Origin of the sequence: Leptotrichia hongkongensis (assembly GCF_041538065.1) — a bacterium.
In the GTDB taxonomy this organism is placed as follows: domain Bacteria; phylum Fusobacteriota; class Fusobacteriia; order Fusobacteriales; family Leptotrichiaceae; genus Leptotrichia; species Leptotrichia hongkongensis.
Genome location: NZ_JBGORW010000004.1, coordinates 152000 through 169205, shown reverse-complemented (window position 1 = coordinate 169205; position 17206 = coordinate 152000). Strand labels below are relative to the sequence as shown.

Genomic DNA, 17206 nt, shown 5'->3' with positions numbered 1-17206 from the left:
AATAAAAAAAGAGGTGCAGGATGTCAGACGATTTTAGAGATGACGATGAAAGAGAAGAAGAGATAACAGAAATAGATGAGAACGATGATAGGGAAATCATTGTGGAGGGGTTGCCTAAGGCTACAGATTTATCAAATGAATCTAATGTTTATATTGAGGATGAGATAAAGGCGGCTTATTTGGATTATTCAATGAGTGTAATTGTTAGCCGTGCGTTGCCTGATGTGCGTGATGGATTAAAGCCTGTGCATAGAAGAATTTTGTTTTCCATGAGTGAAATGGGAATGAGCCATAAGACTCCGTTTAAGAAATCGGCAAGAATTGTCGGGGATGTATTGGGGAAATACCATCCGCATGGAGATTCATCAGTTTATGGTGCAATGGTTAGAATGGCACAGGACTTTAATATGAGATACGAACTTATCGACGGACATGGAAACTTTGGTTCGATTGATGGGGATGAAGCGGCGGCAATGCGGTATACAGAAGCTAGAATGGCTAAAATTACTGAAGAGCTGCTTGCGGATATTAACAAGGATACAATAGACTATCGTAAAAACTTTGATGAAAGTTTGGACGAGCCAGTTGTATTGCCTGCTAAACTTCCCAATTTACTACTAAATGGAGCAAATGGTATTGCTGTCGGAATGGCTACAAATATTCCACCACATAATCTAGGAGAGGTCGTTGATGGAATTGTCGCATTGATTGATAATCCTGAAATTTCGATTGATGAACTGATTACGTATATAAAAGGTCCAGATTTTCCAACTGGAGGTATAATTAACGGAAAACAGGGGATTTATGATGCGTATAGAACTGGACGTGGAAAACTTCGAGTTGCAGGACGTGTGGAAGTTGAAACTTCAAAAACTGGAAAAGAGTCGATTATTGTTACAGAATTACCGTATCAGGTAAATAAAGCCAGACTTATTGAAAAAATTGCAGATTTGGTAAGACAGAAGAAAATTACTGGAATATCTGATTTGCGGGATGAAACTGACAGAGATGGTATCAGAATTGTAATTGAGCTGAAAAAAGGTGAGGAAAGTGAATTAATTCTGAACAGCCTTTATAAATTTACTGATTTACAAAATACATTTGGTGTAATTATGCTTGCACTTGTGGATAATGCACCAAGAGTGTTGAATTTGAAGCAGGTTCTTCAGAAATATCTGGAACATAGATTTGAAGTAATTACAAGAAGAACTGAATTTGAGTTGAAAAAGGCTAAAAATAGGGCTCATATTTTGGAAGGATTCAAAATTGCACTTGATAATATTGAGGAAGTAATTAGAATTATACGTGCTTCAAAGGATGCAAATGTTGCACGGACTGAATTAATTGCAAAATTTGGATTTTCAGAAATTCAGGCAAAAGCAATTCTGGATATGAGATTGCAAAGGCTTACTGGACTTGAAAGAGATAAAATTAATCAGGAATATAACGAACTTATGCTATTAATTGAAGAATTAACTGGAATTTTATCTGACGATTCAAAAATATATGGTATAATTAAAGAGGAGGCACTTAAATTAAAAGAAGATTTTGGTGATGAACGTAGAACTGAAATCAGAAATGCAAGAGCCGAAATCAGCATAGAAGACTTAATTAAGGACGAAGAAGTTGTTGTAACACTTACAGAAAAAGGTTACGTAAAACGTGTGGCAATTGACACTTACCGTTCACAAAAACGTGGTGGAATCGGAGTAAATGCTACAAATACAATAGAAGACGATGTTGTAAAAGATATGTACATAGCCAAAACTCTTGATACATTGCTTATTTTCACAACGAAAGGAAAAGTATTCAGCATAAAAGTTTATGAAATTCCTGAAACTGGAAAACAAGCACGTGGAAAACTGATTGGAAACATTATAAATCTGGATGATGATGAAAAAGTCAGCACAATAATAAAAGTTCGTGAATTTGAAAAGGATAAGAATTTATTCTTCGTAACACGAAATGGAGTCGTTAAAAAATCTGAATTGACATTGTTTAGTAATATTATGAAAGCTGGAAAACGAGCGATTAGATTAAATGATGAAGATGAAGTGATGTATATCGGGCTTACAAGCGGAACTGGCGAAGATGAAATCTTTGTTGCTACGAGAAACGGTATTGCCATAAGATTCTCTGAAAAAGATGTAAGAAGTATGGGAACTGGGGCAACCGGAGTAAAAGGTATTACTCTTCGAGATAAGGACAAAATTGTAGGTGCTGCAATTATTAATTCAGAAATGAATAATGATGAAATGAGAATTCTTACAATAACTGAGGAAGGATATGGAAAACGTACAAAACTTTCTGAATATAGATTCCAGTCAAGAGGTGGAAAAGGAATTATCAATGCAAAACTGAATGAAAAAACTGGAAAAATTGTAGATGTGAAAATTGTCAAGGAAAATGATGAAATTATGCTTATTACTTCAGAAGGTACACTAATTAGAACAAGCGTAAATAATATATCTGTAATAGGACGTTCAGCTTCAGGTGTGCGAATAATGAAAGTTAGAAATAATGAAAAAATAGCTTCTGTAGTAAAAATTACAGAAGAGCCTGATTTAACCGAAGAAGAAAAATAAGATAAATATAAATTCTCATATATAAGGAAGTGGTTAAGATGTTACAAAAAAAAGCATTATTTTTAGTTACAGCGGAAAGCGAAATATATCCATTGGTTAGTTTTGCAAAAGTATTTAAGCAAAAATATAACGTTGATGTTGATGTTATCTATATCAAGGATATATTAAAGTATGAAGTATTTCCTGTAAGTATCGAAGGAATGGGACTAAATATTGGAGCAAACTATGCCTTTAAGGAATACAGAGAACTTGAAGAAAAAACTGTAAAAAAATTAAAGGATAAAATAACATCTGATATTTCAAATTTTTACTCAAAAGATGGTGAAACAGCAGAAATTGTTTTAGAAGAACTAAAAAAATACGACTTGCTTGTACTTGTAAAAAATGAAAAAGTAACTCCAGTATTAAAGGAAATATTAAGAAGTATTTTTAAACCATTAATTATATTGCCAAACATAGAAGACTTTAGATTGGACAACTTGATGTTACTTGATGATGGCGCTTATAATGCGAACAAGACATTATTTACTTTCTTCCATATGTTTGGTGAGCAAAAAATAGATGTATTGCGTGTAAATGTTGAAGAAGAAGATGAAAATAGCTTAACAGAAAGATTTGGCGACAATTATAATCTTATTCATAAAAAAGGTGACACTTTCAAGACAATTATGAACGAAGCTCAAAATTATGACTTGGTCTTAATGGGAGATTTGCGATATACAATAATGGTAGAAAGAATTACTGGTAAACTGGGAGTTAGAATACTTGAAAATCTTCAAAAGCCAATCTTTATTGTGTAAATTCTGTATCTTTAATTTTTAAAAATTAAATTAATAATTTAAAATAATTTTCAGATTAAAAAAATAATTATATTACTCAAACAGCTATTATTATGTAACTGTTTGAGTAAATCTGAATTTTATTTTAGAGAAATAACTGTTTCAAGTGTATTTTCAAGATATTATTTATAATATTGAATACAGATTATATTTTAAAAATATACTCGAATTTCTTTAGGTTTAAGTTAATAAATAAAAAATATAGAATTTAATTGATATAATTTAATATTTTAAATCTTTTATAAAAAAATAAGTTTAAAAAAATTTTAATTTTAAATATTTATGTTTTACGAATATAATTATTTTAAATAGATGGATAGATAGAATATAGTGGCATTAATTTACTTTTTAATTTTTATAGAGTTTCAAGATAAAAGAAAATTATAATAAGAATAATATTTTTTATAAATTTTTTTAGATTATAATAAATAATCAAAATTTATTAGTAAAATTAATACTTATTGCATAACACACAAAATTAGTATAAAATTAAAAAATGTGGTATAATATATTTGGGTATTTAAAAAGTTGAATAATAAATTGTTATAAATAGTTATTTTAGATAAAATGTCATAATATTAAAATACAGCTTTAAACTTATAAAGCATAAATAAAATTGTTAGGGAAATGATTATTCGAAGGACTTTATTATTAAATATTTTAGTATGATGCAAAAAGTTTTTCGATGAAGAAATAATAAAGAGCAAAATGGAGAGAGGAGATTTAATGAAAGTATTAATTTGTTCTGACAGTCATGGGAGGCTTGATTATTTTCAGAAGGTAATAGATTTGGAGCAGCCGGAAATCGTAATTTTTGCAGGAGATCATAGCACAGACGCAATTGATATGTCGTTAGTCTATAGAGATGTGCTTTTTGCCATTGTAAAGGGTAATACTGATATGGATGATTATGAGTCTAGAGAAACTAAAATATTTGATTTAATGGGAAAAAAGGTGTTATTAACACATGGACATCTGTATAACGTAAAAACTACACTTGAAGAATTAGAGAAAAAAGTACATTTAGAAAAAGCCGAAATTTGTATTTTTGGACATACACACAAAGAATTTATTTCAGAAAAAGGTGGAGTAATGTATGTAAATCCAGGAGCACTGCAGGATAAAAAATATATGATTTATTATGGTGGTAAAAAATTTGAGCAAAAAATATTAAAATAATTGGAGCCATTGCTGGTACAGTTGGAATAAAGAGGGACATAACTATTGAGTAAAATCAAGGTTGTGTCTTTTTTAATTTATAAATTGCAGTACTAATTGCAAAATAAAGGGAAATAGACTGGTTTTCCTTACTTATATAAAAAGAAAAAACATAGGAATATAAAAAAATATTTACTAATAAAATATTCAAAAAGTAATAAAAGACAATTTAGTTAAACGATTATGAATTAATTGTCAAACAACTAGTTTGTCTTTATTTTTTAATGGGGTTTAGTATAAGCAAAAATATAAATAAATTAATATTATGTACAGATAGATTGAAAGATTTTTTTTAAAAATGTATTGACAATCTAAATTGATGAGGTTATACTAAATTTGTAAAGTAATTATGGAAATTAGAAATTTTAATATTGAAAGGAGAAACTGAGATGATTAACTTAATTGTTGCAACACATGGAAAAATGTCAGAAGAAACTGTTAATCTGACAAAGATGGTTCTAGGAGAAAGCGAACAGCTTGATTTTGTAACATTTGTGCCAGGCGAAGGTCCTGAAGATCTGATTGAAAAATATAATAATATTATTTCAAAATACGATGCCGAAGGAACATTATTTTTAGTAGATCTGTTTGGTGGAAGTCCTTATAATGCAGCCTGCAGAGTTGTTGCCGAAACGAAGAACACCGATGTAATAACAGGTGTTAATGTTCCAATGCTATTGGAAGTTTTAGATGCAAGAGAAGAAACAAGCGATGTTTCTGAATTAGTTCAAGTGGCAAAAAATTCAGGAATCAATGGAATTAAAATTTTTAGTGAATTATTTAGCGCAGATGTTGCTGATGACGATGATGATTCAGATGAACTGGATTTATAAAATAAAATATAGCAGAAAATTTAAAGCTGAAAATACAAAAACATAAACGAAAGGAGAGTTACTGAGAAATTTTTTATATTATACATGAATTTTTTCACAAAATTTTCAGTAGCGGGATAGAATTATGGAATTAGTTTTAACAAGAATAGACTCAAGATTAATACACGGACAGGTGGCAACTTCATGGGTAAAGGCTACAAAGCCTGAAGCAATTTTTGCGGTAAATGACGATGTGGCAGAAGATAAAATAAGAAAATCGCTTTTATTGCAAGTGGCGCCAGAAGGGGTAAAATCATTTGTAATACCTGTTGAAAAAGCAATAGCTGTTTATAAAAACCCAAAATACGATAAAACTAAAGTAATGTTACTTGTTACTTGCCCTGGGGATGTTGTCAGATTGATTGAAGGCGGAGTAGACATTAAAACTGTGAACGTTGGAGGAATGACTTTTAAAGAAGGGGATAAATTAATTTCAAAAGCCGTTGCAATTAATAAAGATGACTTGGAAGCATTTAATAAATTAAGAGCTATGGGTGTAGAGCTTGATATGAGACAATTAGTAACTTCTGCAAAAGAAGACATTAACTCTAAATTAGATTCTATCTCATTTGACTAAAAAAATAAAAATACAGAACAATTAAATATTTAGGAGGACAGAAGCATGAATGTTATTCAGTTAATTTTATTAGCGCTTGTGGCGGCTATAGCCGGAATGGGAAGTGTGCTTGATGAAAGACAGACTCACCGTCCGTTAGTAGCATGTACTTTAGTGGGGTTAGTACTGGGAGATTTAAAAACAGGAATTATATTAGGCGGGTCGCTTGAAATGATAGCACTTGGATGGATGAACGTTGGGGCGGCGATGGCGCCTGATGCAGCGTTAGCAAGTGTAATTTCAGCAATTTTAGTAATTGTAGGTAAACAGTCAATTGCAGAAGGAATAGCAGTTGCAGTACCAATTGCAGCAGCAGGACAAGTTCTTACAATTTTCGTTAGAACAATCACAGTGTTCTTTCAGCATAAAGCAGATGAATATGCAGAACAAGCTAATTTTAGAGGTATTGAAATGTGTCACTTAGCAGGACTGGCTTTGCAGGCGTTAAGAGTAGCAATTCCAGCTGTATTAGTAGGTATGATTGCCGGAACAAGTGCAGTAGAAGGAGCTTTGAACGCAATTCCTGAAGTAATTACAAGAGGGCTTCAAATTGCTGGAGGATTTATAGTAGTTGTTGGGTATGCGATGGTAATAAATATGATGGAAGCAAAAGCATTGATGCCATTCTTCTTCCTAGGATTTGTAATAGCGGCGTTTACAGAATTTAACTTGGTTGGTTTAGGAATATTAGGATTATGTCTTGCAATATTGTATATTCAATTAAATCCCAAATATCACGCATCTATTACTTTACCAAGTGGTGGAAATGGTGGAACCGCGGTTACAGAAGAAGCGGATGATGAACTGGAAGGACTATAGGAGGTAGGAAAAATGGCAGAAAATATAGAAAAAAAATTAACTGACAAAGATTTGAAAAGCATGTACTGGAGATCTACAACTTTACTAGGATCATTCAACTTTGAAAGAATGCAGTCAATGGGATTCTGCGTAACAATGATTCCTGCAATAAAAAGACTATATTCTAAAAAGGAAGATCAGGCAGCGGCTCTTAAAAGACATTTGGAATTTTTTAATACTCAACCATGGATAGGTTCAACTATAATGGGAGTTACAGCCGCAATGGAACAAGAAAAAGCAAATGGTGTAGATATTGACGACGCAACTATAAGCGGAATAAAAGTAGGGCTTATGGGACCACTTGCAGGAGTAGGAGATCCTATTTTCTGGGGAACTTTACGTCCGGTATTGGCAGCACTTGGAGCTTCACTTGCAATAGCTGGAGGAAATCTATTAGGACCGTTTATTTTCTTTTTTGGAATAAATTTGGCAAGAGTGCTTACTAGATGGTATGGATTAAAATATGGATACGAAAAAGGAACTGAAATTGTTGGAGATATGGAAGGTGGAGTAATCCAAAAATTGACTCAGGGAGCTTCTATATTGGGACTTTTCGTAATGGGAGCATTGGTTTCAAAATGGACTTCAATAAATGTGCCGTTGGTATTGTCTAAATACACAGATCAAACTGGAAAAGAAGTTGTAACGACAGTTCAAAGTATATTAGATTCATTATTACCTGGATTACTAGCCTTATTACTTACATTTGCATGTATGTATCTGTTAAAGAGAAAAGTAAATGCTATTTGGATAATTTTTGGATTCTTTATAATAGGAATATTAGGATACTGGTTAGGAATTTTAGCATAGATGTTTAAAAAAATGATTGAAAAAATGGAAAAATATGTGAAAGTTCCACCAAAAGAAGGGTATATAAAAAACAGTTCTATTTTAGTTACAGGACTTATGATTATTGGAATGATTTTATATCCGCTTACTAAAGGATATGGGACGATAATAGCCTTGGCAGCGGCACTAATTGTTATGGTTGGGCAAAAACTATTAATAAAACAGGCTAAAAATGATTTTAAGGATATGTATTATGCCAAGGAAATGTACTTAAAAACTAAAAATACAGAATATCTGGATTTTATTATGGCACGTTCCAAACAGATGATTAACGATGTAAAAGTTTTATCTGATAGAGCAAAAAAAGAAATAGCTGAACTTCAGCAGTTTGCTGAAAAATATAGAAAATAGCTTTGTAATTATTTTGGAAATACAAGTTATAATTCAAAATATTTAAGAGAATACCTTATTGTGGGTATTCTTTTTTTGAATTAGAAATAGAAAATTTAAACTTTTTAATATATTTAAAGTGTGATATAATAAAAACATAAATTTTTATGGTAAAAATAAAGAAAAGTGAAGCAAACAGGAGGAAAAATGTTAGACAAATTGGCACACTTGAAAGAAGAAGTGTTAGCAAAACTTAAAGAGGTGGAAAATCTTGAGGAGCTGAATGACCTGAGAGTTAAGATATTGGGAAAAAAAGGGGAATTTACAGCTATTATGAAGGGAATGGCTGATATTGCGGCTGAAAAGCGGGCTGAATTTGGAAAAGTTACGAATGAAATAAAAAATGTACTGCAAAATAGATTTGAAGAAGTAAATACTGACTTAAAGGAAATTGCAAAACAGCAAAGACTGAAAAACGAAACTATAGATGTGACTTTGCCAGGAAGAAAGGCTAACGTGGGTTCGCTTCATCCGCTTACAAAGACAGTTATGGAAATAAAAGACATTGTTTCTACAATGGGATTTGACATTGTGGATGGACCAGAAGTGGAATATGTGAAATACAATTTTGATGCATTAAACATTCCAAAAACACATCCTTCACGTGAAATTTCAGATACATTTTACATCGAAGAAGAAAATGTTGTGCTAAGAACACAAACTTCTGGTATGCAAATTAGATATATGGAAGATAGAAAACCACCATTTAGAATGATTTCGATTGGGAAAGTTTACCGCCCGGACTACGATGTGTCGCATACGCCAATGTTCCATCAGATGGAAGGGCTTATGGTAGGAGAAGATGTTTCTTTTGCTAATTTTAAGGCGATTTTGGAAAATATCGTGAAAAAAATATTTGGAGAAGACAGAAAAGTAAGATTCCGTCCGCATTTTTTCCCATTCACAGAACCATCGGCTGAAATGGATGTAGAATGTGGAGTTTGTAAAGGAGCTGGATGTAGAGTTTGTAAAGGGACTGGGTGGCTTGAAATTTTAGGAAGCGGAATGGTAAATCCGAAAGTTCTGGAAGGTGTTGGAATCGATCCGAAAAAATATCAAGGTTTTGCATTCGGACTAGGGCTTGAAAGAATTACGATGCTTAAATACGGAATTGATGATTTGAGAGCGTTTTTTGAAAATGATGAGAGGTTTTTGAATCAATTTTAGGATTTAATCAGTGTAATTTAAAAGAAAAATATGAAAATACGTAGATTTCAGAAAAAAGATGCTAAAAAAGTATCTGAATTGATTGTAGAAACATTGCGAAAAACAAATATAAAAGATTATTCTGCTGATTTAATAGAAAATTATGTAAATAATTTCCAGCCTGAAAATGTTCTTAAAAGAGCCTCGTGGACACATTTTTATGTTGCCGAAGAAAAGGACAGTATTATTGGATGTGGAGCAATTGGACCATATTGGGATAAAATTGATGAAAGTTCTTTATTTACTATTTTTATCTCGCCTGAACATCAGGGAAAGGGAATAGGACGAAAAATTATTGAAACATTGGAAAAAGATGAATATTTTTTAAGAGCCAAAAGAATTGAGATACCTGCGTCTATTACAGCTGTTCCGTTTTATAAAAAAATGGGATATAGCTACAAAAATGGAATAAATAAAGCAGATGATGAAGGAATTGTAAGAATGGAAAAATTTAGAAAAGATAAAGAGAGATAATTTTTGAAAATGAAAGAAAAAATATTAGGAAAAACAGTTGGAAAAGCTGGAATTTCACAAGTTTTAATTATAAAAAGCACATTTATTATGGCAATTTGCATTGTTTTGGGATTTTTCCTTGTAATTTCGTCGCTTGTAAACTGGGGAAAAAATTATTTTGAGTTTTTATTCTGGATTGGAATATTCATTATATCACTTGCACCAATTCAGTTTTTATGGCTAAAAATGGAAGAAAGTTCAGTTGGGAAATATATTTTTTATGAAAATGGCTTTGAAGATGTCTTGAAAAAGAAAAAAATATTTTTTGAAGATGTGAAAAATTATTTCTATTTAAATTTGAAAAATGGCTCTGACGATGTAGAATTTCTTGTTATTGAAGTGGAAAATAAAGAAAATTTAATAAATAATAATTTGGAAAAAATTACAATAAATTTGAAATTAAACAGGATGGCTTCAAAATTGTTTGTAAAAAATTATATTGATTTTGTTTTAAAGAATGAATATAATGAAAATCTGAAAAATAAGGATAATTTTGACTTTAAATTCGGAATTATTGAAGAAAATAATTTAATGAAAGACAAAATTTTTAGTTTAAATATGGATAAAAACTTTGAAAAAGTCAATATAAATAAATATATTTTTTTAAATAAAGATGGAATTAGAGTGGAAAATCAAAATAGAAAACTTTTAGAAAATTATTTTTGGAAGGAAATCGGGAAAATTACGGTTTTAGAAAATAAGAACAATAAAAATATACAAATTGAGAAGAAGACTGGAAAAGTAGTTTTTTCAAAAAATATGAAGTATATAGAAAAACCTGAATTATTTATAAAAGTAGTAAAAATATTTTTAAATTTTATAAATAAATAACTATTAATAAATATTTTTTCTATAATTTTATGTTTTTTCTTTTTTATAAAGCAAAGGGGAACAGTCGCTATCCCCTTTTATTTCGCAATATTAGTTATTTCAATTTCTTCAAATTATAACATCTGAAGATTTTGGCGAAAGTGCTACGCACTAATCCCTACTCGTCTAAGCATTTTTTGGAAATAAAATTGAAACTCGCTTTTTAATGAAAGTTATTATAAACTCTCTAAATTTTAGCAATTTAAAAATCTTGAAAAAGCTCAGACAATCAATTTTATTCCAAAAAAATCACGACATTTTAATTCAATTACAATGATTGTTTGATTAAAACAAAAATCAAGCAAAATTTCGTTAAGAGAAAAAGAACTGTTTGAGATTTTTGAATATAATTTAAATTGTAATTATTTAAAGAAATGAAATAATCTTTATTAAAAATCGAGTTTTCTTTTTCTTTTATAAGAAAGTTTTGCGTAAAGCGTAGGTGCAGGGAGATGGCGTTTGATCTCCCTGCTTAGAAAAACTTATGATAAATAAAAAAAATAATTAATAATCAAAAAACTTGGATTACCATTTATTAATAAGATAGATTGTATAATATATTTGAAATAAAAAAAAGAAAAATAAGGAGAAAAAAATGCTGATTTCGTTGAACTGGTTAAAGCAGTATATAGATTTAGATGGAATAGAAATAAATGAAATGGAAAATGCCCTTACTATGATTGGGCAGGAAGTGGAAAAAATCGAGGTGCTGGGGGAAAACTTGGAAAATGTTGTAACAGCACATATTGTTGAAAAGGAGATGCATCCTGATTCGGATCATTTGACGATTTGTAAAGTAGATAATGGGAAGGAAATTTTGCAGGTTGTTTGTGGTGCGTCTAATCATAAGGCTGGAGATAAGGTTGTTTTAGCACAGGTTGGAGCAAAACTAGCTGAAGACTTTGTTATTAAAAAAGGGAAAATAAGAGGTGTGGAATCAAATGGAATGCTTTGTTCAGAAGAAGAACTGAATATTGGTAAGGATTCTGACGGGATTATGATTTTACCTCAAGATACACCTGCTGGAATACCAATGAAGGAATATTTGGGAATTAATGATACTGTGTTCGAGTTGGAAATTACGCCAAATCGTCCTGACTGTTTATCGCATATTGGGATTGCAAGAGAACTGGGGGCTTATTACGGGAAAGAAGTAAAATATCCTAGTTTTGTGATAAATACTGAAAGTAGCGAAAAAACGGCTGACAATATTTCAGTTGAAATTGCAGACAGCAATTTGGCAAAAAGATATGTGGCTAGAATTATTAAAAATGTAACGGTTAAGGAAAGTCCAAAATGGCTTAAGGAAAGAGTAGAATCTATTGGAATTAGAAGTATTAATAATATTGTAGATGCTTCAAATTTTGTTATGATGGAACTTAATCAGCCTAATCATGCTTTTGACCTTGATAAAATTGAAGGTGGAAAGATTGTTGTGAGAGCAGGGCTTGAAAATGAAAAACTGGTTACGCTTGATGAACAGGAAAGAGAATTAAATAGTGATGATATCGTAATTTCGGATGGAGTGAAAGCTGTAGCACTTGGTGGTGTAATGGGCGGAGAAAATTCACAAATTACTGAAAATACAAAAAATATCCTTCTGGAAGTGGCAAACTTTAACTCGCAAAATGTGAGAAAAACTTCAAGAAGATTGACTTTATCAAGTGATTCTTCATATAGATTTGAAAGAAGAGTGGATGAGGAAAATGCGATTAATGTGATAAATAGACTTGCGAATTTGATTCAGGAAGTAGCAGGTGGAGAAATATTGGCTGGAGCTGTTGACAATTATCCTGTTCCTTATGAGAAAAAATCTGCTGAACTTAATTTTGAAAGATTGAACCGTTTCGTTGGGAAAGTAATTCCTCGTGAAACTGTTATTGGAATTTTAACTAGACTTGAAATCGAAGTTGTGGATAATGGAGAAACTTTGACATTGACTGCACCAAGTTACCGTGATGATTTGGAAAATGAGCAGGACTACTTTGAAGAAATTATCAGAATGTATGGTTTTGACAATATCGAAAACATTTTACCAAAACTGGATATTAGTGAACAGCCAGTTATTGACACAACAAAACTTTCTACGCAGGTAAAACTTATTGCGGCAAATGCAGGACTTAAGGAAGTTATCAACTACAGCTTTGTTCCAAAAGATGCGATGGAAAAAATAAAATACACAGTTGCACAGGAAAAACTGATTGACGTGCTAAAACCAATTACAGAGGATTTTGTAACATTGCGTCCGACATTGCTTTACAGCCTTATCAAAAACGCAAAGGACAATATTAACAGAAATGTTTCAAATATCAGATTCTTTGAAGTGAGCAGAACTTTCGAAAAAGCTGAAGAATTAGCGAAGGAAGAAGTGAAATTGGGAATAATTCTGGCTGGAGAAAACGACAAGACATTGTGGAATCCAAAGCCAGTTCCTTACGATTTTTACGATTTGAAGGGAATTGTAGAAGAAATCTTTACACAGCTTAAATTTAATAACTATATGATAAAACGTTCTGAGCAAAGCCAGTTACATCCTGGACGTTCAGTTGATGTATTTGTGGGACGTGAATTAATTGGAAGTTTTGGAGAAATTCATCCAGATGTGCTGGAAAACTTTGACTTAGGGAAAACATCAGTTCTAGTTGGAGAATTTAACATTGACTTGATTCAGAAATATATCGGTAAAGAGGCAAATTATCAAGGTATTGTCAAATATCCAGCTGTTCCAAGAGATTTTGCATTCGTTATGAAGGAAGAAATCCTAGTTGGAGATGTATTAAAAACAATCCAGAAAGTTGACAAGAAAATAGAAAAAGTGGAACTATTCGATATTTATCAGGGTGTCGGAGTACTGCCAGGAATGAAGAGTGTGGCAATCAGCGTAGTTCTAAGAGATAAGAGCAAAACATTGGAAGAAAAAGAAATTGTAGACATTTCCAATAAAATTGTAGCTAAGGTTGAGAAGGATTATGGTGCGGTTTTAAGACAGTAAGAATATAAAAAAGGGGGAAATTGAGGTGTTAAAAATAGTAACATTGCCATTTAATGATAAAATGGAGGAATTTGAGCAGGAAAAACTGGAAAAAGTGTTAAAAGATGTTCAAATTGTGAAATATCAGGCTGAACTGGTGAAAATTGAGGGGAAATATTACTGGACGGCTTTTGTTGAGTGTGAAAAAACAGATAAATTTAATAAAAACTCTGGAAAAGATAATTTTACACAAGATGTAAAAGAATTTAAAGATGCTAACCCAAATTATATGGAGTATTTGACAGAAGATGAAGTGGAACTGTACAAGATATTAAAGGAATGGCGGGCAGGAGAAGCACAGCTGTTGGGCTATCCACCGTATATTATTGCTTCAAACCAGCTTTTGGCGAATATTGCAAAAAACAATCCTAAAAATATGGAAGAACTTTCGCAGTTAAAGGGAATGGGGAAGCGTAAAATCAGGGATTACGGAGAAGAAATTTTACTGATTTTGGAAAATTTTTATGATATAAAAAGTTGAGCTTTTAAGATATTAGAATTTTTTTAATAAAATTGGCTGTTTCATAAAATAAACCTTATGAGACAGCCTTTTTATATAATCAGATTTTTCACTTATAATATAAAATTCAAATATTTTAAATAATATTATACAAAAATTCCTAATTCTTCTAGTGTTTTACTACATAGGCAATAGTATAAATTAAACCTATAACCATCAAAGCTGCAACAACAAGCATAAAAAATCCACTTATTATTATTGAGCAAATATTCATAAAATTACGATTTTTTTGATTTTTTATGCATAAAACAGATAATACAAAAGAACCTAGAATACACAAGGCGTTTACTGCACCAAACATATGTGCTATTACATAATTTACCTTAAATATTGACATAATTTGACTTAAAATAGGTACTAAGCTCATAATTAATGCTATTCTGCTAGCCATTAAATGTTGTTTTTTATCTGCAAAAACATCATCGCTTAATTTTTTTATTAGTTCCATTTTCATAATAACCTTCCTCTCGTCTGTTAATTTTTTTATATTTATTTTATACTCTCCTCCTTTTCTACACTCATATATTATCACATCAACCTTACGATAATATTCTTTCTACTTTACATTTACCTTACTTTTTTGAAAAATAAAAAACTGAAATTAATTTATATGCTATAATTAATTGATAAAATTTTAAATAGCAATAAAAGGAGATTTTGGAATGATTGAAAAATATTTGACAAATAAATGTATTTTAATTGTTGATGATGAGCAGGAAATTTTAGATATGACTATATCAATTTTAGCTGATTACGGGTATAAAAATATACAGACTGCAAAAAGTGTGAAGGAAACTATGAAATGTGTTGAAGAAAAACAGCCTGATTTAGCGATACTGGATGTCATGCTTCCAGATGGAAATGGTTTTGAATTGCTGGAAAAGTTGAGAAAAGCCAGTAATTATCCAATATTATTTCTTACAGCACGTGGAGAAGATGAGGATAAATTCAAGGGCTTTGGTTTAGGGGCGGATGACTACATTGTAAAGCCTTTTTTGCCAAAAGAACTTTTGTTTAGAATTACAGCAATTTTGCGACGAACTTACAAAAAAGAAAGTCCAATTGTAAATTTAAATGGCTGTCAAATTGATTTTTCACGTGGAGAAATTATAAAAGATAATAAAAATATACCGTTAACTGCAAAGGAATATGAATTATTGCAGACTCTTTACCGAAATGCTGGACATATTGTAACCATAGATACATTGTGTGAAGCTGTATGGGGCGAAAATGCCTATGTCTATACAAATTCTCTGATGACACATATAAGACGCATTAGAGAAAAAATTGAAATTAACCCTTCCCATCCTGTGTCATTAATAACAATGAAAGGATTAGGCTACAAACTAATTGTGGAGGGAAAATGATATGAAAAGCATACTAAAACTAATACGGCGTTTTATAATAACCTTAATATTAAGTTTTGTCCTACTTCTATTCTTAAATATTTTTCTATACGGATTATGGATTATTAAATATGTGTCAAAGAATCCTCCCATGAACTATACTTTTAAAGTGGCAAGTATGTTAAAATTTGAAAATGGTAAATACACTTTGCCTAGCGAAATGACTGCTGACTTAAAAAAACAAAATATATGGGCAATCTTGATTGACAACGATTCAAAAAAAGTTATATGGCAAACAGACAATTTACCTAATGATATTCCAAAAGAATACTCAATATCTGATATTGCCATATTTTCACATGCCTATATAAAAAATTATCCTGTTTTCACTTCTAAAGTTGAAAGTAATTTACTTGTGCTAGGCTATCCTAAAAATAGTTATTGGAAATACCCAGTAGCCAGCTGGAAATATGGACTTGTCAAAAAAATTCCAAAATTTTTATTTATACTTTTTTGTCTAAACATAATTTTTATATTTTTGATATACATTATTTCAAACTCTAAACTTCTAAGTTCTGTAAATCCAATAATAAAAGGCATACAAAATTTGGATAAAGATACACCTGTACATGTGAAAGAAAAAGGTGTTTTGTCAGAACTTGCAAAAAGTATAAATAAAACTTCTGAAATTTTGCAAAATCAAAGGGAACAATTGCGAAATAAAGACACAGCACGAGCCAACTGGATTGCAGGAGTTTCTCACGATATTCGTACTCCTCTATCAATGATAATGGGCTATACAAGCCAATTGAAAACATCTTTAAATTTATCAGATGAAACGGATAAAAAGCTTTCCGTCATTTTGAAACAAAGTGAGCGTATAAAAAATTTAATAAATGATTTGAACCTTGCTTCAAAATTAGAATACAATATGCAGCCTTTTGAGCAGAAAAAAGAAAATGTAGTAGCAGTCGTTAGGCAAGTTGTCGTTGATTTTTTGAACATGGATATCGATGAAAAATTTCCGATAGAGTGGAAGACGAAAAATGAACTTGTATCTTGCTTTGCTAATATCGACAGTAATTTGATAAAACGAGCTTTGTCGAACTTAATTCAAAACAGTATTAATCACAACGAAAATGGATGTACAATTTATATATCAGTAAAAGAAGATGAAAAAAATTGCATAATTTGCGTTGAAGACAATGGAACAGGAGTTTCTGACAAAGAGCTGGAAAAACTCAATAATGCCCCACATTATATGGTTTGTGATAAAAATACGACAGAGCAGCGGCACGGTTTGGGACTTCTTATCGTAAAACAAATTATTGATGTCCATAATGGTAAAGTTATGATGAAACATAGTGAATATGGAGGATTTAAAGTTATTTTGAAGATTCCTAAAATTTGAAGGGATTTTTTTATAATCTTGTAAATAATCAGATAAAACAGTATAATAAATATATTGTATGGTAAAACGTATTTAAAACTAA

Annotated in this window: 16 protein-coding genes; 15 read left to right on the top strand and 1 reads right to left on the bottom strand. The window is 30.9% G+C overall.

Annotated elements, in window-relative coordinates; all coding sequences use genetic code 11:
* Nucleotides 1-20 precede the first annotated feature (20 nt).
* The 13 genes from gyrA (at nt 21) to ACEG17_RS04480 (ending at nt 14328) form a co-directional block, all read left to right on the top strand.
* Nucleotides 21-2585 carry a DNA gyrase subunit A gene (gyrA, locus tag ACEG17_RS04540; RefSeq protein ID WP_372582730.1) on the top strand — a complete coding sequence of 855 codons (2565 nt, stop codon included), beginning with the start codon at nt 21-23 and terminating at the stop codon, nt 2583-2585.
* Nucleotides 2586-2623: 38 nt separating this feature from the next.
* Nucleotides 2624-3385, top strand: a complete 762-nt coding sequence (locus ACEG17_RS04535; protein WP_372582729.1) for a GntR family transcriptional regulator — start codon at nt 2624-2626, stop codon at nt 3383-3385.
* Between the two features lie 765 nt (nt 3386-4150).
* Nucleotides 4151-4603 carry a YfcE family phosphodiesterase gene (locus tag ACEG17_RS04530; protein ID WP_372582728.1) on the top strand — a complete coding sequence of 151 codons (453 nt, stop codon included), beginning with the start codon at nt 4151-4153 and terminating at the stop codon, nt 4601-4603.
* A 428-nt stretch (nt 4604-5031) separates the two neighbouring features.
* On the top strand, nt 5032-5475 hold the full coding sequence (locus tag ACEG17_RS04525) for a PTS sugar transporter subunit IIA (RefSeq protein WP_299575158.1): 444 nt from the start codon (nt 5032-5034) through the stop codon (nt 5473-5475).
* Between the two features lie 124 nt (nt 5476-5599).
* A complete protein-coding gene (locus tag ACEG17_RS04520; RefSeq protein ID WP_299575156.1) occupies nt 5600-6091 on the top strand; it encodes a PTS sugar transporter subunit IIB in 492 nt (163 codons plus the stop codon).
* Nucleotides 6092-6136: 45 nt separating this feature from the next.
* Nucleotides 6137-6949, top strand: coding sequence for a PTS mannose/fructose/sorbose transporter subunit IIC (locus ACEG17_RS04515; RefSeq protein ID WP_299575154.1), 813 nt, complete (start codon nt 6137-6139; stop codon nt 6947-6949).
* A 12-nt stretch (nt 6950-6961) separates the two neighbouring features.
* Entirely contained in the window at nt 6962-7798 is an 837-nt protein-coding gene (gene manZ / locus ACEG17_RS04510) for a PTS mannose transporter subunit IID (RefSeq protein WP_299575152.1), read from the top strand.
* Nucleotides 7799-8188, top strand: a complete 390-nt coding sequence (locus ACEG17_RS04505) for a hypothetical protein (RefSeq protein WP_299575150.1) — start codon at nt 7799-7801, stop codon at nt 8186-8188. It abuts the gene before it with no gap.
* Between the two features lie 186 nt (nt 8189-8374).
* Nucleotides 8375-9394 carry a phenylalanine--tRNA ligase subunit alpha gene (gene pheS / locus ACEG17_RS04500; protein ID WP_071124211.1) on the top strand — a complete coding sequence of 340 codons (1020 nt, stop codon included), beginning with the start codon at nt 8375-8377 and terminating at the stop codon, nt 9392-9394.
* Between the two features lie 30 nt (nt 9395-9424).
* Nucleotides 9425-9907, top strand: a complete 483-nt coding sequence (locus ACEG17_RS04495) for a GNAT family N-acetyltransferase (protein ID WP_372582727.1) — start codon at nt 9425-9427, stop codon at nt 9905-9907.
* 9 nt (nt 9908-9916) lie between these two features.
* Complete coding sequence (locus tag ACEG17_RS04490; protein WP_372582726.1) at nt 9917-10777, top strand: hypothetical protein; 861 nt, start codon at nt 9917-9919, stop codon at nt 10775-10777.
* Between the two features lie 634 nt (nt 10778-11411).
* Nucleotides 11412-13808 (top strand): phenylalanine--tRNA ligase subunit beta, encoded by a 2397-nt coding sequence (gene pheT / locus ACEG17_RS04485; RefSeq protein ID WP_372582725.1) that lies wholly within the window; start codon nt 11412-11414, stop codon nt 13806-13808.
* Between the two features lie 25 nt (nt 13809-13833).
* Nucleotides 13834-14328: an HRDC domain-containing protein gene (locus tag ACEG17_RS04480; RefSeq protein WP_372582724.1), complete on the top strand. Its 495-nt coding sequence runs from the start codon at nt 13834-13836 to the stop codon at nt 14326-14328.
* Nucleotides 14329-14476: 148 nt separating this feature from the next.
* Here the strand turns inward: ACEG17_RS04480 and ACEG17_RS04475 are convergent, their stop codons facing one another.
* Nucleotides 14477-14821, bottom strand: coding sequence for a hypothetical protein (locus ACEG17_RS04475; RefSeq protein ID WP_039888955.1), 345 nt, complete (start codon nt 14819-14821; stop codon nt 14477-14479).
* Nucleotides 14822-15029: 208 nt separating this feature from the next.
* Between ACEG17_RS04475 and ACEG17_RS04470 the strand changes: the two genes are divergently transcribed.
* Together ACEG17_RS04470 and ACEG17_RS04465 are read left to right on the top strand one after the other, a co-directional pair.
* Nucleotides 15030-15734 (top strand): response regulator transcription factor, encoded by a 705-nt coding sequence (locus tag ACEG17_RS04470; RefSeq protein ID WP_372582722.1) that lies wholly within the window; start codon nt 15030-15032, stop codon nt 15732-15734.
* Between the two features lie 157 nt (nt 15735-15891).
* Nucleotides 15892-17124 carry a sensor histidine kinase gene (locus ACEG17_RS04465; RefSeq protein WP_372582721.1) on the top strand — a complete coding sequence of 411 codons (1233 nt, stop codon included), beginning with the start codon at nt 15892-15894 and terminating at the stop codon, nt 17122-17124.
* The last annotated feature ends 82 nt before the right edge of the window (nt 17125-17206 follow it).

Bases quoted from the DNA above. Each gene is read 5' to 3' on its own strand.
- ACEG17_RS04535 (WP_372582729.1), top strand. From the start codon at position 2,624: ATGTTACAAAAAAAAGCATTATTTTTAGTTACAGCGGAAAGCGAAATA.
- ACEG17_RS04530 (WP_372582728.1), top strand. From the start codon at position 4,151: ATGAAAGTATTAATTTGTTCTGACAGTCATGGGAGGCTTGATTATTTT.
- ACEG17_RS04525 (WP_299575158.1), top strand. From the start codon at position 5,032: ATGATTAACTTAATTGTTGCAACACATGGAAAAATGTCAGAAGAAACT.
- ACEG17_RS04520 (WP_299575156.1), top strand. From the start codon at position 5,600: ATGGAATTAGTTTTAACAAGAATAGACTCAAGATTAATACACGGACAG.
- pheT (WP_372582725.1), top strand. From the start codon at position 11,412: ATGCTGATTTCGTTGAACTGGTTAAAGCAGTATATAGATTTAGATGGA.
- ACEG17_RS04495 (WP_372582727.1), top strand. From the start codon at position 9,425: ATGAAAATACGTAGATTTCAGAAAAAAGATGCTAAAAAAGTATCTGAA.
- gyrA (WP_372582730.1), top strand. From the start codon at position 21: ATGTCAGACGATTTTAGAGATGACGATGAAAGAGAAGAAGAGATAACA.
- ACEG17_RS04515 (WP_299575154.1), top strand. From the start codon at position 6,137: ATGAATGTTATTCAGTTAATTTTATTAGCGCTTGTGGCGGCTATAGCC.
- ACEG17_RS04475 (WP_039888955.1), bottom strand. From the start codon at position 14,821: ATGAAAATGGAACTAATAAAAAAATTAAGCGATGATGTTTTTGCAGAT.
- ACEG17_RS04490 (WP_372582726.1), top strand. From the start codon at position 9,917: ATGAAAGAAAAAATATTAGGAAAAACAGTTGGAAAAGCTGGAATTTCA.
- pheS (WP_071124211.1), top strand. From the start codon at position 8,375: ATGTTAGACAAATTGGCACACTTGAAAGAAGAAGTGTTAGCAAAACTT.
- manZ (WP_299575152.1), top strand. From the start codon at position 6,962: ATGGCAGAAAATATAGAAAAAAAATTAACTGACAAAGATTTGAAAAGC.
- ACEG17_RS04505 (WP_299575150.1), top strand. From the start codon at position 7,799: ATGTTTAAAAAAATGATTGAAAAAATGGAAAAATATGTGAAAGTTCCA.
- ACEG17_RS04465 (WP_372582721.1), top strand. From the start codon at position 15,892: ATGTTAAAATTTGAAAATGGTAAATACACTTTGCCTAGCGAAATGACT.
- ACEG17_RS04470 (WP_372582722.1), top strand. From the start codon at position 15,030: ATGATTGAAAAATATTTGACAAATAAATGTATTTTAATTGTTGATGAT.